Annotated in this window: 15 protein-coding genes; all 15 read left to right on the top strand. The window is 71.6% G+C overall.

From position 1 onward, the window contains the following. Nucleotides 1-37 precede the first annotated feature (37 nt). The 15 genes from dop to ACZ5OX_RS01355 all read left to right on the top strand — a co-directional run bounded on the left by dop (nucleotide 38) and on the right by ACZ5OX_RS01355 (nucleotide 13,906). A complete protein-coding gene (gene dop, locus ACZ5OX_RS01425) occupies nucleotides 38-1,549 on the top strand; it encodes a depupylase/deamidase Dop (RefSeq protein ID WP_465628055.1) in 1,512 nt (503 codons plus the stop codon). 174 nt (nucleotides 1,550-1,723) lie between these two features. Further along, nucleotides 1,724-1,942, top strand: coding sequence for a ubiquitin-like protein Pup (locus ACZ5OX_RS01420; protein ID WP_188299085.1), 219 nt, complete (start codon nucleotides 1,724-1,726; stop codon nucleotides 1,940-1,942). A gap of 162 nt (nucleotides 1,943-2,104) precedes the next feature. After that, nucleotides 2,105-2,947: a proteasome subunit beta gene (prcB, locus tag ACZ5OX_RS01415; protein ID WP_465628052.1), complete on the top strand. Its 843-nt coding sequence runs from the start codon at nucleotides 2,105-2,107 to the stop codon at nucleotides 2,945-2,947. A gap of 31 nt (nucleotides 2,948-2,978) precedes the next feature. Then, on the top strand, nucleotides 2,979-3,734 hold the full coding sequence (gene prcA, locus ACZ5OX_RS01410) for a proteasome subunit alpha (RefSeq protein ID WP_392874388.1): 756 nt from the start codon (nucleotides 2,979-2,981) through the stop codon (nucleotides 3,732-3,734). 118 nt (nucleotides 3,735-3,852) lie between these two features. Next, nucleotides 3,853-5,214: a Pup--protein ligase gene (pafA, locus tag ACZ5OX_RS01405; RefSeq protein WP_449791843.1), complete on the top strand. Its 1,362-nt coding sequence runs from the start codon at nucleotides 3,853-3,855 to the stop codon at nucleotides 5,212-5,214. 154 nt (nucleotides 5,215-5,368) lie between these two features. Further along, nucleotides 5,369-6,358, top strand: coding sequence for an FKBP-type peptidyl-prolyl cis-trans isomerase (locus tag ACZ5OX_RS01400; protein ID WP_465628049.1), 990 nt, complete (start codon nucleotides 5,369-5,371; stop codon nucleotides 6,356-6,358). 248 nt (nucleotides 6,359-6,606) lie between these two features. Beyond that, nucleotides 6,607-7,920 (top strand): FKBP-type peptidyl-prolyl cis-trans isomerase, encoded by a 1,314-nt coding sequence (locus tag ACZ5OX_RS01395; protein ID WP_465628047.1) that lies wholly within the window; start codon nucleotides 6,607-6,609, stop codon nucleotides 7,918-7,920. A gap of 146 nt (nucleotides 7,921-8,066) precedes the next feature. Further along, nucleotides 8,067-8,477: an FKBP-type peptidyl-prolyl cis-trans isomerase gene (locus ACZ5OX_RS01390; protein ID WP_449791840.1), complete on the top strand. Its 411-nt coding sequence runs from the start codon at nucleotides 8,067-8,069 to the stop codon at nucleotides 8,475-8,477. Between the two features lie 177 nt (nucleotides 8,478-8,654). Continuing rightward, complete coding sequence (locus tag ACZ5OX_RS01385) at nucleotides 8,655-9,629, top strand: helix-turn-helix transcriptional regulator (protein ID WP_449791839.1); 975 nt, start codon at nucleotides 8,655-8,657, stop codon at nucleotides 9,627-9,629. A gap of 26 nt (nucleotides 9,630-9,655) precedes the next feature. Then, complete coding sequence (locus tag ACZ5OX_RS01380) at nucleotides 9,656-10,582, top strand: helix-turn-helix transcriptional regulator (RefSeq protein ID WP_359901265.1); 927 nt, start codon at nucleotides 9,656-9,658, stop codon at nucleotides 10,580-10,582. Nucleotides 10,583-10,609: 27 nt separating this feature from the next. Beyond that, complete coding sequence (locus ACZ5OX_RS01375) at nucleotides 10,610-10,816, top strand: hypothetical protein (RefSeq protein WP_375876040.1); 207 nt, start codon at nucleotides 10,610-10,612, stop codon at nucleotides 10,814-10,816. Between the two features lie 21 nt (nucleotides 10,817-10,837). Continuing rightward, complete coding sequence (locus ACZ5OX_RS01370) at nucleotides 10,838-11,050, top strand: hypothetical protein (RefSeq protein ID WP_449791838.1); 213 nt, start codon at nucleotides 10,838-10,840, stop codon at nucleotides 11,048-11,050. 200 nt (nucleotides 11,051-11,250) lie between these two features. Then, on the top strand, nucleotides 11,251-11,550 hold the full coding sequence (gene tatA, locus ACZ5OX_RS01365) for a Sec-independent protein translocase subunit TatA (RefSeq protein ID WP_392874409.1): 300 nt from the start codon (nucleotides 11,251-11,253) through the stop codon (nucleotides 11,548-11,550). A 127-nt stretch (nucleotides 11,551-11,677) separates the two neighbouring features. Beyond that, nucleotides 11,678-12,571, top strand: coding sequence for a twin-arginine translocase subunit TatC (gene tatC / locus ACZ5OX_RS01360; RefSeq protein WP_449791864.1), 894 nt, complete (start codon nucleotides 11,678-11,680; stop codon nucleotides 12,569-12,571). Nucleotides 12,572-12,730: 159 nt separating this feature from the next. Continuing rightward, on the top strand, nucleotides 12,731-13,906 hold the full coding sequence (locus ACZ5OX_RS01355) for an NAD(P)/FAD-dependent oxidoreductase (RefSeq protein WP_465628044.1): 1,176 nt from the start codon (nucleotides 12,731-12,733) through the stop codon (nucleotides 13,904-13,906). Nucleotides 13,907-13,916: the final 10 nt, after the last annotated feature.

Genomic DNA, 13,916 nt, shown 5'->3' with positions numbered 1-13,916 from the left:
GCCCGTCGGGGGCGGTGCACCGGGCAAGGAGGGCCGCATGACCGTACGGCGCGTGATGGGCATCGAGACCGAGTACGGGATCTCCGTGCCCGGGCACCCCAACGCCAACGCCATGCTCACCTCGTCCCAGATCGTCAACGCGTACGCGGCGGCGATGCACCGGGCACGGCGGGCCCGCTGGGACTTCGAGGAGGAGAATCCGCTGCGCGACGCACGGGGGTTCGACCTGGCCCGCGAGGTCGCGGACGCCAGCCAGCTGACCGACGAGGACATCGGCCTCGCCAACGTCATCCTCACCAACGGGGCCCGGTTCTACGTGGACCACGCGCACCCCGAGTACAGCTCGCCCGAGGTGACCAACCCGCGTGACGCCGTGCTCTGGGACAAGGCCGGCGAGCGGATCATGGCGGCGGCCGCGCAGCGCGCGCTGGAGCTGCCCAACGGGCAGAAGATCCACCTGTACAAGAACAACACCGACAACAAGGGCGCCTCCTACGGCACCCACGAGAACTACCTGATGAAGCGGGCGACACCGTTCGCCGACATCGTCCGCCACCTCACCCCGTTCTTCGTCTCCCGCCAGGTGGTCACCGGCGCCGGCCGGGTCGGCATCGGCCAGGACGGCTCGGCGCACGGCTTCCAGATCAGCCAGCGGGCGGACTACTTCGAGGTCGAGGTGGGCCTGGAGACGACGCTCAAGCGCCCGATCATCAACACCAGGGACGAGCCGCACGCCGACGCCGAGAAGTACCGCCGGCTGCACGTGATCATCGGGGACGCCAACCTCTCCGAGATCTCCACCTACCTCAAGCTGGGCACCACCTCACTGGTCCTGTCGATGATCGAGGACTCGTTCATCGCCGCCGACCTCGCCGTCGACCAGCCGGTGCGCACCCTGCACCGGGTCTCCCACGACCCGACGCTCAAGCACCTGATCACCCTGCGCAACGGGCGCAAGCTCACCGCAGTCCAGCTCCAGCTGGAGTACTTCGAGCTGGCCCGCAAGTACGTCGAGGACCGCTTCGGCACCGACGCGGACGAGCAGACGGTGGACGTGCTGGCGCGCTGGGAGGACGTCCTGGGTCGGCTGGAGCGCGACCCGATGTCGCTCTCCCGCGAGCTGGACTGGATCGCCAAGCGGGAGATCCTGGAGGGCTACCGCAGCCGGGACGCCCTGCAGTGGGACAATCCGCGGCTGCACCTGGTCGACCTCCAGTACAGCGACGTACGGCCCGAGAAGGGCCTCTACAACCGTCTGGTGGCGCGCGGCAGGTTCGAGCGGCTGCTCACCGAGGACGAGGTCGAGCGGGCCGTCTCCAAGCCGCCGGAGGACACCAGGGCGTACTTCCGCGGGCGCTGCCTGGAGCAGTACGCGGAGCACGTCGCGGCCGCCTCCTGGGACTCGGTGATCTTCGACCTGCCCGGCCGGGACTCCCTGCAGCGGGTCCCCACCCTGGAGCCGTTGCGCGGCACCCGCAACCACGTCAAGGAGCTGCTGGACCGCTGCCGCACGGCCGAGGACCTGCTCCGGGTGCTGGCCGGCGGGTAACTTTTCGATCACCATGGGTGAACGTCCGCCGAATGGGAATCATCCGGGGTGGCAGCGGGTGTTGGACAGGAAGCGCCACCGGCAAACCGGGAGCGGTAGTCGCACCTTGTGTATAGGGTCGGTGCAGCAAGCAACGACCGAACCGTGCCAGACGAATCGAGCGGGGTGAGGGAAATGGCGAGCAAGGACACCGGCGGCGGCCAGCAGCGGGCGAACCGTTCCTCCGAGGAGGTCGAGGAGCAGGCCGCGGAAAGCCAGAATTCCGACGACCTCAAGGAGCGCCAGGAAAAGCTGAGCGACGACGTCGACGCGGTGCTGGACGAAATCGACGAGGTCCTCGAATCCAATGCGGAGGATTTCGTCCGAGGATTCGTCCAGAAGGGCGGGCAATAGTCCGGCCCGGGCATTCCGGAATTCACGGTCGCGATCGTCCCCGGCGGCCGGGCGGAGAACACCGCCCGGCCGTCCGGCACCGGCCCCTCCACGCGTTCACGGTGATCGTCGGACGGGTAGGGTGCGGGCAGCGCGCGCTTCAAGCTACCTGGAAGGAATCGTGTGGAAGCCAACACTCGCGGCACCGGGCGTCTGCCGGCTGCCTTCCTGACCCCGGGGTCGTCGTCCTTCATCGACTTCCTCGCCGACCACCAGCCGGAACTGCTCCCCGGCCGCCGCGGGCTCCCCGAGGGCGTCATGGTCGAGGCCCCGCACGGGACCACGATCGTGGCCGCGGTGTTCGACGGCGGCGTGGTGATCGCGGGTGACCGGCGGGCGACCATGGGCAACGTGATCGCCCAGCGCGACATGGAGAAAGTCTTCCCGGCCGACGAGTTCAGCGCGGTCGGCATCGCCGGCACCGCGGGCCTCGCGATCGAGATGGTCCGGCTGTTCCAGCTGGAGCTGGAGCACTACGAGAAGATCGAGGGCACCACGCTCTCCCTGGAGGGCAAGGCCAACCGGCTCACCACCATGATCCGGGGCAACCTGGGCATGGCGATGCAGGGCCTCGCGGTGGTGCCGCTGTTCGCCGGCTACGACCTGGACCTCGGCCGCGGCCGGATCTTCAACTACGACGTCACCGGCGGGCGCTCCGAGGAGCGCGGCTTCACGGCCACCGGCTCCGGATCCGTCTTCGCCCGCGGCTCGATGAAGAAGCTCTACCGCGAGGACCTGACGGCCGACCAGGCCGTCACCATGGTCGTCCAGGCGCTGTACGACGCCGCGGACGACGACTCCGCCACCGGCGGTCCCGACCTCGCCCGCAAGATCTTCCCGATCGTCTCGCTGATCACCGAGGACGGCTTCCGCCGGCTCACCGAGGCGGAGGTCACGGAGGTCGCCGTCGCCATCACCGACGAGCGCCTGACCCGGCCCAACGGCCCGCAGGCCCCGCTGATCTAGCCACCCCCTCACAGGAAAGGGACGACCGCCGGTGTCGACACCGTTCTACGTCTCACCCCAGCAGGCCATGGCAGACCGCGCGGAGTACGCCCGCAAGGGCATCGCCCGCGGCCGCAGCGTGGTCGTGCTCACCTACGCCGACGGCATCGTCTTCGTCGCGGAGAACACCTCCAGGGCGCTCCACAAGGTCTCCGAGATCTACGACAAGATCGCCTTCGCGGCGGTCGGCCGCTACAACGAGTTCGAGAACCTGCGCATCGGCGGCGTCCGCTACGCCGACCTGCGCGGCTACTCCTACGACCGGGCCGACGTCACCGCCCGCGGCCTGGCCAACGTGTACGCCCAGACCCTGGGCACCATCTTCTCCTCGGTCGGCGAGAAGCCGTACGAGGTCGAGCTGATCGTGGCCGAGGTCGGCCGCACCTCCGACAACGACCAGATCTACCGGCTCACGCCGGACGGCTCGGTCGTGGACGAGAAGAACTACGTGGTGGTCGGCGGCAACGCCGACTCGATCGGCAACTACCTGGGCCAGCGCCACCGGGCCGGCATGAGCCTCACCGAGGCGGTGAAGCTCGCCGTGGACTCGCTCGCCCGGGACCCCAACGGCGGCAGCCCGCGCAGCCTCACGCCGGAGCAGCTGGAGGTCGCGGTCCTCGACCGCCAGCGGTTCCAGCAGCGCAAGTTCAAGCGGATCCTGGGCAACCAGCTGGGCCGGCTGCTCGACGGGGACCAGTCCGCCGAGGCGGACGACGAGGACAACCCGGCGGACGGCACGCCGGTGTAGCAGTTCCTGCGGAGTCCCGTACGGCGGCCTGCCGCCCGTACGGGACTCCGGTGCCCCTGCGGCGGCCCAGTCGTCGTGGAGGCGGTTTCGGACAGCTCCGACAGAGAATGGAGTGCTCATGGACCGCCGGATTTTCGGGCTGGAGAACGAGTACGGCGTGACCTGCACGTTCCGCGGGCAGCGGCGGCTGTCGCCGGACGAGGTGGCGCGGTACCTGTTCCGCCGGGTCGTCTCCTGGGGGCGCAGCAGCAACGTCTTCCTGCGCAACGGCGCCCGCCTGTACCTCGACGTGGGCTCCCACCCCGAGTACGCCACCCCCGAGTGCGACGACGTCGTCGAGCTGGTGACGCACGACAAGGCCGGCGAGCGCATCCTCGAGGGGCTCCTGGTGGACGCCGAGCGGCGGCTGCACGAGGAGGGCATCGCGGGGGACGTCTACCTCTTCAAGAACAACACCGACTCGGCCGGCAACTCCTACGGCTGCCACGAGAACTACCTGGTGGCCCGGCACGGCGAGTTCTCCCGGCTGGCCGACGTGCTGATCCCGTTCCTGGTCACCCGGCAGCTGATCTGCGGCGCAGGCAAGGTGCTCCAGACCCCGCGCGGCGCGGTGTACTGCGTCAGCCAGCGGGCCGAGCACATCTGGGAGGGCGTCAGCTCCGCCACCACCCGCTCGCGCCCGATCATCAACACCCGGGACGAGCCGCACGCGGACGCCGAGCGCTACCGCCGGCTGCACGTGATCGTCGGCGACTCCAACATGTCCGAGACCACCACGCTGCTCAAGGTCGGCTCCACCGACCTGGTGCTGCGGCTGATCGAGGCCGGCGTGGTGATGCGCGACCTCACCCTGGAGAACCCGATCCGGGCGATCCGCGAGGTCAGCCACGACCTCACCGGCACCCACCAGGTGCGCCTCGCCAACGGCCGGGAGGCCAGCGCGCTGGACATCCAGGAGGAGTACTACACCAAGGCCCTGGAGTTCGCCGAGCGCAAGGGCATCAACACCGGGACGGTCGCCCGGGTGCTCGACCTGTGGGGCCGCACCCTGGAGGCCGTCCGCACCGAGCGGCTGGACGGGGTGGCCCAGGAGATCGACTGGATCATGAAGTACAAGCTCATCGAGCGCTACCGCGAGAAGAACCAGATGAGCATGTCCAACCCGCGGGTGGCGCAGATCGACCTCGCGTACCACGACATCCACCGCCGCCGCGGCCTGTTCTACCTGCTCCAGGGCAAGGGCCAGGCGCAGCGGGTGACCACCGACCTCAGGACCTTCGAGGCCAAGTCGATCCCGCCGCAGACCACCCGGGCCCGGCTGCGCGGGGACTTCATCCGCCGGGCGCAGGAGCAGCGCCGGGACTTCACGGTGGACTGGGTGCACCTGAAGCTGAACGACCAGGCCCAGCGCACGGTGCTGTGCAAGGACCCGTTCCGTTCGGTGGACGAGCGGGTGGAGAAGCTGATCGCGGGGATGTGAACCCGCTGAGGCCGTGTGGTCACCAGGAGTGACCACGGTGGTGTGATCAAGGAGGCGTCCGGCCCCGGTGGTGTCTACCGGGGCCGGACGCGTGCCGGGCATACGCTGTCCGTCGAGTCAGGAGAGCCGACTTCGACCGACAGTTAGGACCACCGTGCGCCGCACCGCCGGTTTGCTTCTCACCCTGCCGCTGCTGCTCGCGGTCGCCTGCAGCAGTTCCCCCCCGGCGGCCGGCCCCGCGACGCCGACCACGGCGAGCGCCGCCCCGACGGTGCCGGCGCCGGTCGGCGAGGCGTCACCGATGCCCACCCTTTCGGGTGGCGGGTACGGCAGCAAGGCCACCATCACCATCCCCGAGGGCCAGCAGCCCAGCGGCCAGTTCGTGGTGAACACGGTCACCGAGGGCGAGCGGGCGACCGTCAACAAGGGCGACTGGGTGACGGTCAACTACACCGCCAAGGACTGGACCACCGGCAAGGACCTGCCCAGCTCGTACGACGCCAACGGCAAGCCGCAGCTCTACCAGGCCGGCAGCGGGCAGCTGGTGCCGGCGCTGGACCAGAGCGTGATCGGCAAGAAGGTGGGTTCCCGGCTGCTGGTGGTGGCCCCGCCGGCGGCGGCCTTCGGCGAGCAGGGCTCCGGCCAGCTGGGCGTCAACAAGGGCGACACGGTGGTGTTCGTGCTGGACATCATGGAGAGCCTGCCGCCGGACTCCACGCTGAGCGGGACGATGACCGAGCCGCCCGCGACGATGCCGCAGGTCAAGGACAACGGCAAGGCCCCGGCGACGATCACGGTGCCGGCCGGGCAGGCCCCGCCGACCGAGCTCCAGCAGGCCGTGCTGATCAAGGGCGAGGGCAAGCAGGTCAAGAGCGGGCAGACCCTGGTGGTGCAGTACACCGGGGTGCTGTGGGCCAACGGCCAGCAGTTCGACTCCTCCTGGACGCACGGTGGAGCCCAGGCGGTGCAGATCGGCACCGGCAGCGTGATCGAGGGCTGGGACAAGGGCCTGGTCGGGCAGAACGTCGGCAGCCGGGTCCTGCTGGTGGTGCCGCCGGCGCTCGGCTACCAGGACAAGGCGCAGGGCTCGGTGCCCGCGAACTCGACCCTGGTCTTCGTGATCGACATCCTCGAAGCGGTCTAGCGGCCGGGGGGCTGTGCCTGGGGGGATCCACCGGCACAGCCCCTCGAACTCACCCCGGGGATTCCGTACGCTTGGGCGGACGCTCGTACAACGAAGCGTCCGCCCTCATCCTGAGCTGTCATACTGCCCACGCACTGTGGCAGGCGCCGCCCGGCGCCGAGGCCTGGGGCGGGCGGTGCGACCGCAGGCCGGCGTGCCCACGCCGGGCGCAGACCTGGAAGACCTCGTGGCGAGATGGATGGGGAGTCATGACTGAGAAGACGCCGAGCCCGGGCGGGGCCGGCACCGCGGCGAACGACGGCTCTGCGGACCCGGCCGCCTCCCGTCCCGGCGGCCCGGTCGGCGGGGACCGCGAGTCGATCGTCGTCCCCCCGGCGATCCTGGCGCAGCAGGCCGGCTGGGCGCAGCCCGGCGAGGCGCCGCGCGCCCCGGGCGGCGGGACCAAGACGGACGACGCCCCGCAGATCTTCGCCTCGAGCGTGCGCAAGTCCGACACCTCGGAGGCCGGGTACGACGAGAACCCGCCCGGCGTCGGCAAGCTGGGCGTGATCCTCGGCACGGTGATCGCCCTGTTGCTGGTCGGCAGCGGCGTCACGCTCTACATGGTGAACAAGGACGGCTCCAAGGGCAGCGCCGCGGCCAAGCCGGACGCGGCCAAGACCGCGCAGCCCACGCCGACCGCCGAGCCGGTCCCGCCGATCAAGGACAGCGCCAAGGTGCTGCCGACGGTCGCCGGCGACTTCGGCAAGAAGGCCGAGATCCAGGTGCCGGGCGAGGCCTCCGACGGCTCCTTCGTGGTCAAGGTGCTCACCGAGGGCACCGGCGCCAAGGTCGAGAAGAACTCCTGGACCTCGGTGGACTACACCGCCAAGGACTGGAACACCGGCAAGGACATCCCGAGCTCGTACGACGCCAACGGGAAGCCGCAGATCTTCCAGGCCGGCACCGACTCGCTGATCCCGGCCCTGGACCAGGCCGTGATCGGCAAGAAGGCCGGCAGCCGGCTGCTGGTGGTGGCCCCGCCGGCCGCCGCGTTCGGTGCCCAGGGCAAGGCCGACATGTCGATCGGCCCCAAGGACGACCTGATCTTCGTGATCGACGTGCGCAACGCCAACGCGCCCGACTCCGTGGTGAGCGGAACGGTCACCCCGCCGCCGGCGGACTTCCCGCAGGTCAAGGACAACGGCAAGAAGCCGGCCGAGATCACCCCGGTGGCCGGGGCGAAGGACCCGACCGAGCTGAAGTCGCACGTCCTGATCAAGGGCACCGGGCCGGCGGTGGAGAAGGGCGAGAAGGTCGTCGTCCAGTACACCGGCGCGCTGTTCAAGGACGGCAAGGTGTTCGACTCCTCGCTCAGCAAGGGCCAGGCGTTCACCTTCCCGGTCGGCGGCGGCCAGGTCATCCAGGGCTGGGACCAGGGCCTGGAGGGCCAGACCGTCGGCAGCCGGGTCGAGCTGGTGATCCCCGCCTCGCTGGGCTACGGCGACAAGGGCCAGGGCGACATTCCGCCCGGCGCGACGCTGGTCTTCGTGGTGGACATCCTCGACGCCGGTCAGGGCTGATCCACTTTCGGGTGACAATGGTGCACGTGTGACCTTCGGGTCCGGCCGTGTGGCCGGACCCGGACGGGCGGCGGGTGCGCGTACGGTGGTTCGCCGAGACTTCTGTCGGGGCGGACCCGGTACGGGTGCCCGCCGCTTGGTCGTGAATGCAAGCGAATGTGAGAAGAGGGACTGTGAGCGTCAACCTCAACGAGAAGCCCGAGATCGACTTCCCGATCGGCGACGCCCCGACGGAGCTGCAGATCCGCGACATCGTCGTCGGTGACGGCGAGGAGGCCAAGCCGGGCCAGGTCGTCAGCGTCCGCTACGTCGGCGTGACCTTCGAGACCGGCGAGGAGTTCGACGCGAGCTGGAACCGGGGCACCGCTCCGTTCCAGTTCCCGCTGGGCAAGGGCCGCGTCATCAAGGGCTGGGACCAGGGCGTCGCCGGCATGAAGGTCGGCGGCCGCCGCGAGCTGACCATCCCGTCGCACCTGGCGTACGGTGCCCAGTCGCCGACCCCGGCCATCCCGCCGCACTCGACCCTGATCTTCGTGGTCGACCTGCTGGGCGTCTGAGCCTGCCGTGACCGTGGGCCGGACCCCTCCGGGGGCCCGGCCCACGGGCGTGTCCGGGGGCGTTCGCGGAGGCGGCTTTTGCAGCGCGTACCGCTACCGGTACGGTCGGTCCCGCCGGGTGGAGACCGCCCGGTTGGCGCACCCCGCGCGCGGCGCGGCACACCGGAAGGGTCAGCGATGGCGATCGCCAAGGCAGAGCGGCTGATGAATCTCGCCCTGTGCCTGATGAACACCAGACGTCCGCTCTCCAAGAAGGAGCTGCGGGAATCCATCGAGGCGTACCGCGAGGCCTGGCAGACCAGCAGCGAGGACGCCTTCAACCGGATGTTCGAGCGGGACAAGGACGACCTGCGCGAGCTCGGCCTGGTGATCGACGTCGACGAGAGCGCCCTGGACGGCGAGCTCGGCTACCTGGCCAGGGCCGACCGCAACCGGCTGCCCGAGATCGCCCTGGACGCCGAGGAGGCGGCCGCGCTGACCCTGGCCGCCCGGGTCTGGCAGCAGGCCAAGATGTCCGGCGCGGCCAGCGGCGCCCTGCAGAAGCTGCGCGCGGCCGGGGTGCCGTTCACCGAGGCCGAGGGCCGTACCGCCCTGGAGCCGCGCATCCCCGCCCGGGAGGCCGCGTTCGAGCCGCTGCTCACCGCCGCCCGGGACCGCCGTCCGGTCACCTTCGAGTACCGCAAGGCCGGCGCCGCCGCCGTCGAGCAGCGCAGCGTCGAGCCGTGGGCGCTGGAGTGCTGGCGCGGCCACTGGTACCTGGCCGGGTACGACCGCGACCGGGGCGACGCCCGGGTGTTCCGGCTCAGCCGGATCACCGGTCGGGTGAAGGCTCGGTCCGGGGCCTTCCTCGGCACCGTGCCCGAGCACGTGGACGTCCGGGCCACCGTGGCGAAGTTCGCGGGGGAGGGCGCCACCGCCACCGCGACCGTCCGGGTCCGCCGGGGCGCCGGCTTCCCGCTGCGCACCAAGGCGCTGAGCAGCACCCGGGTGGACGAGGCCTGGGACGAGCTGGAGATCCCGTACGGCAACGGGCTGGGCGCGGACCTGGCCGAGTTCGGGCCGGACGTGCTGGTGCTCGGGCCGGAGGAGCTGCGGGCGGATGTCGTCGACCGGCTGCGGGCGGTCGCGGGGCTTGAAGGAGAGAGCGCGTGAGCAACGCCATCGACCAGACGCGACGGATGCTGTCGCTGGTCACCTACCTGCGCGAGCGGCCCGGGGCCGAGGTCGCCGAGGTGGCCCGGGCGTTCGGGATCAGCGAGCGCGAGCTGATCGCGGACCTCAACGTGCTGCCGATGTGCGGCACCAGCTTCCGCGGCGGCGACCTGCTCGACATCGACACCGACGGCGAGCGGATCTGGTGGCACAACGTCGACGACGTGGCCCAGCCGCTGCGGCTGGCCGCCGACGAGGCGACCGCGCTGCTGGTGGCCGCCCGCGCGGTGGCCGGGCTGCCGGGCCTGCGGGCCGGGGACCGCGAGGCGCTCACCCGGGCCGTCGCCAAGATCGAGAACGCGGCGGGGGAGAGCGCCGAGGGCAGCGCCAGGGTCGGCGTGACCTTCGAGGCGGAGAGCCACGTCTTCGCCGACATCGACCGCGCGCTCAGCGAGGGCCGCCGGCTCTGGCTGCGCTACTACTCGCACGGGCGCGGCGGGATGACCGAGCGGGAGGTCGACCCGATCCGCCTGCTCACCGAGGGCCACACCTACCTCGAGGCCTGGTGCCGCACCTCCGAGGACCACCGGATGTTCCGGCTCGACCGGGTCGCCGAGATCCGCGTCCTGGACGTCCCGGCCGACCCGCCCCGGCGCGAGCCGCGCGACCTCAGCGGCGGGCTGGTCAACCCGGCGGCGGACGACCCGGAGGTGGTCGTCGAGGTCTCCTCCGGCGGACGCTGGGTGGCCGAGTACTACACCCACGACCGGGCCGAGGAACTGCCCGATGGCGGGCTGCGGATCACCCTGCGCAGCGCCGACCCCTCCCAGCTGCGCCCGCTGGCGCTGCGGCTGGGCCGGGACGGCCGGATCGTCTCGCCGCCCGAACTGGCCGAGCAGGCGCGCTCGGCCGCGCGGGAGGCGCTGGCCGCCTACGGGGAGGGGCGGGCCTGAGCGGTGGAACCCGGGACCAGATTCAAGGTGTACTGCTCCGAGTGCCGGGAGAAGGTGGAGCTCCCGGCCGAGGACTTCCGCCTGACCCTCGGCCGCACCCCGGCCCAGGCGCACTACAGCTTCGGCTGCCCGCGGTGCGGGGCGGCGGTGCGCAAGCCGGCCGGGGAGAAGATCGTCGAGGCGCTCACCGGGGCCGGGGTGCGCACCATGCGGCTCGTCCCGGCGGAGGGATGACCCCCGTATAGGGTGGGGCGCATGTCCTGGATGCTCGTCGCCGCCGTCCTGCTCGCCACCGCGGGCCTGCTGGTCCTCGGGGTCCTCGCGATCCGGCTCTGGCTGGACGTGCGGGCGCTGGCCAAGGGCGTGGACCGGGCCTCGCGGGCGCTGGCCGCGGCGGCCGAGGACCTGGCGGAGGCGATGCCGGCGGCGAACGCCCCGGTCGAGGAGCGGACCGTCCCGGTCGCGTAGTTCCGCATGGCACGGCCGGGCCGGCGGTGGTACGGGGGGCTGCTGCGCGGGTGGGGTCGGGTTACGCTCTGAGGTGGCTCCTGAACCGCGTTCCTGGGGCCGCTGTCCTGTTCGGGCGGCCGTCGTCGTGGCGTCATCCGCAGCGGTTACCATCCGCAGCGGACGGCCCGTCGGGCCGCCATGACTGAAGGTGGTCGCGCATGCGCATCTCGATGACCGCGATCGTGGTGATCGTGGTTCTCGCCATCGTGCTGTTCGGAGCCAAGCGGCTGCCGGACCTGGCGCGCTCGCTGGGCAAGTCGATGCGGATCCTGAAGAGCGAGGCGCAGGCGATGCGTTCGGACGGCGAGTCCGAGCAGCCGGCCCGGCCCGCTCCGGCTCCGGTCGACGGTGGTGCGGGCAAGACCATCCAGTCCGCCCCGGGCGCGGCGGCCACGGCCCGTCCGGTGAACGAGTCCGCCGCCGGGGCCTCCGCGCCCGACGGCGACCGCCCGCACTGAGTGCGGCGCACGTGACGTACGCGACTTCGGAGGCCCGTCGACCGGCGGGCCCCCACGCACGAGTTGAGGACCGGGGTTGAGCAAGCTCTCCAAGGCGCCGAAGGCGTCAAAGGATCCTGAGGGGCGGATGGCCCTCGCCGACCACCTGCGGGAACTGCGCAACCGCGTGGTCAAGTCGGTCCTGGCGATCGTGGTGATCACCATCGTGGCGGCGATCTACCACAAGCAGCTCGAGGACCTGCTGCTGAAGCCGCTGCCGCAGTGCAACACCCCGGAGCTGGCCAAGCACTACCACGGCAAGTGCGCCCAGGTCTCCAACATCGGCCTGACCGCCGGTTTCACCTGGATGCTGAAGGTGGCCCTGACGGCCGGTGTGGTCGCGACCGTGCCGATCTGGCTCTACCAGGTGTGGGCCTTCGTGGCGCCCGGCCTGCACAAGCACGAGAAGAAGTACACGTTCGTCTTCCTGCTCTGCGGGACGCCGCTCTTCCTGGCCGGTGTGGCCGTGGCCATCCTGGTGCTGCCGACCACGATCGACGTGCTGATCTCGTTCACCCCGAACAACACCACGCCGATCCTGCCGCCCGAGGACTACTTCGACATCGCCACCAGGATGGTGCTGGTCTTCGGCCTGGCCTTCGAGTTCCCGCTGCTGCTGGTGATGCTGAACGTCATCGGCATGGTCGGCGGCAAGCGGCTGCTGGGCTGGTGGCGCGGCATGGTCATGGGCATCACGGTGTTCGCGGCCTTCGCCACGCCGAGCGCCGACCCGCTGAGCATGCTGGCGCTGGCCGCGCCGATCTGGGCGCTGTACTTCATCGCGGTGGCGATCGCGCTCTTCAACGACAAGCGGAAGGCGCGCCGCAACCCGGACGCGGGGCTGGACGACGAGGAGGCCTCGCACCTGGACCTCTCGGTGCAGCCGGTGGCCGGTGCGGAGTCCGTCGAGGCCTCGGCGGCCCCGGCGGCCGGCGCGGCGGTGCCGGCGTCCCGCCGCGAGGAGATGGACGACATCACCTGAGCCGCCCGAACCGGTAGGCCCTGACGGAGCCCCGGTCCGCCGCTCTGCCGAGCGGTGGACCGGGGCTCCTCGGCGTTCGGGCCTTTCCGCTGGTCGGGGGTGCTCCCGGTTTCGGGCGGCGGGCTTGGCAGCTCTCATGGCATGTGACATATTACTGACGTGCTGAAGACCGAGAGACCTCCCCTGGATGTCGTCGTGGTCGGCGCCGGCGTGGTCGGCGCCGCCTGCGCCTACTACGCCGCCCGTGCCGGGCTCGCCGTCGCCGTCGTGGACCGCGGCCCGGTGGCCGGCGGCACCACCGGCGCGGGCGAGGGCAACCTGCTGGTCTCCGACAAGGAACCCGGCCCCGAACTCGACCTCGCCCTGCTCAGTACGCGGCTCTGGCGCGAACTCGCCGAGCGGCTCGGCCCGGCCATCGAGTACGAGCCCAAGGGCGGCGTGGTGGTCGCCTCCACCCCCGCCGGACAGGACGCGCTGCGGGCCTTCGCCGCCGGGCAGCGGGCCGTCGGGGTCGAGGCCGAGGAGGTGCCCGGCGAGCGGCTGCGCGAGCTGGAACCGCACCTGGCCGAGGGCCTGGCCGGCGGCTTCCACTACCCGCAGGACGCCCAGGTCCAGCCCGCCCTCGCCGCCGCCCACCTGCTGCGCGAGGCCCGCCGGATGGGCGCCCGGCTGATCACCGGGGAGAGCGTCACCGCCATCGACCGGGGCCCGGACGGCGCCGTGCGCGGCGTGCGGACCGACCGGCGCGGTCTGGCCGCCGGCGCCGTGGTGAACGCGGCCGGCACCTGGGGCGGCGAGGTGGCCGCACTGGCCGGGGTGGGCCTGCCGGTGCTGCCCCGGCGCGGCTTCGTGCTGGTCACCGAGCCGCTGCCGCGGGTCGTGCGGCACAAGGTCTACGCGGCCGACTACGTCGCCAACGTGGCCAGCGGATCCGCCGGGCTGGAGACCTCCGCCGTGATCGAGGGCACCCCGGGCGGGCCGGTGCTGATCGGCGCCAGCCGGGAGCGGGTCGGCTTCGACCGCACGCTCTCCCAGGAGGTGCTGCGCCGGCTGGCCGCCCAGGCCGCCGCGCTGTTCCCGGTGCTCGCCGGAGTCACCGTGATGCGCACCTACCGGGGCTTCCGTCCGTACCTGCCGGACCACCTGCCGGCCATCGGGGCGGACTCCCGGGTGCCCGGGCTGTACCACGCCTGCGGGCACGAGGGGGCCGGCATCGGGCTGGCCCCGGCGACCGGGCTGCTGATCAGCGAGCAGCTCACCGGCAAGCAGCCGGAGCTCGACCTCGCGCCGTTCCGGGCGGACCGGTTCCCCGTCGAGGAGAGTTCCGCCGAGTGACGGCCCGGCC

This window comes from Kitasatospora sp. NPDC032121 (assembly GCF_055580145.1).
The sequence above is the reverse complement of the archived record's forward strand: the minus strand, read 5'-3'. Positions and strand labels throughout refer to the sequence as shown.

Excerpts from the sequence above, each read along its gene's own strand:
- ACZ5OX_RS01395 (WP_465628047.1), top strand. The coding sequence starts at position 6,607 with ATGACTGAGAAGACGCCGAGCCCGGGCGGGGCCGGCACCGCGGCGAAC.
- tatA (WP_392874409.1), top strand. The coding sequence starts at position 11,251 with ATGCGCATCTCGATGACCGCGATCGTGGTGATCGTGGTTCTCGCCATC.
- ACZ5OX_RS01380 (WP_359901265.1), top strand. The coding sequence starts at position 9,656 with ATGCTGTCGCTGGTCACCTACCTGCGCGAGCGGCCCGGGGCCGAGGTC.
- pafA (WP_449791843.1), top strand. The coding sequence starts at position 3,853 with ATGGACCGCCGGATTTTCGGGCTGGAGAACGAGTACGGCGTGACCTGC.
- ACZ5OX_RS01385 (WP_449791839.1), top strand. The coding sequence starts at position 8,655 with ATGGCGATCGCCAAGGCAGAGCGGCTGATGAATCTCGCCCTGTGCCTG.
- ACZ5OX_RS01420 (WP_188299085.1), top strand. The coding sequence starts at position 1,724 with ATGGCGAGCAAGGACACCGGCGGCGGCCAGCAGCGGGCGAACCGTTCC.
- ACZ5OX_RS01390 (WP_449791840.1), top strand. The coding sequence starts at position 8,067 with ATGCAAGCGAATGTGAGAAGAGGGACTGTGAGCGTCAACCTCAACGAG.
- ACZ5OX_RS01370 (WP_449791838.1), top strand. The coding sequence starts at position 10,838 with ATGTCCTGGATGCTCGTCGCCGCCGTCCTGCTCGCCACCGCGGGCCTG.
- tatC (WP_449791864.1), top strand. The coding sequence starts at position 11,678 with ATGGCCCTCGCCGACCACCTGCGGGAACTGCGCAACCGCGTGGTCAAG.
- dop (WP_465628055.1), top strand. The coding sequence starts at position 38 with ATGACCGTACGGCGCGTGATGGGCATCGAGACCGAGTACGGGATCTCC.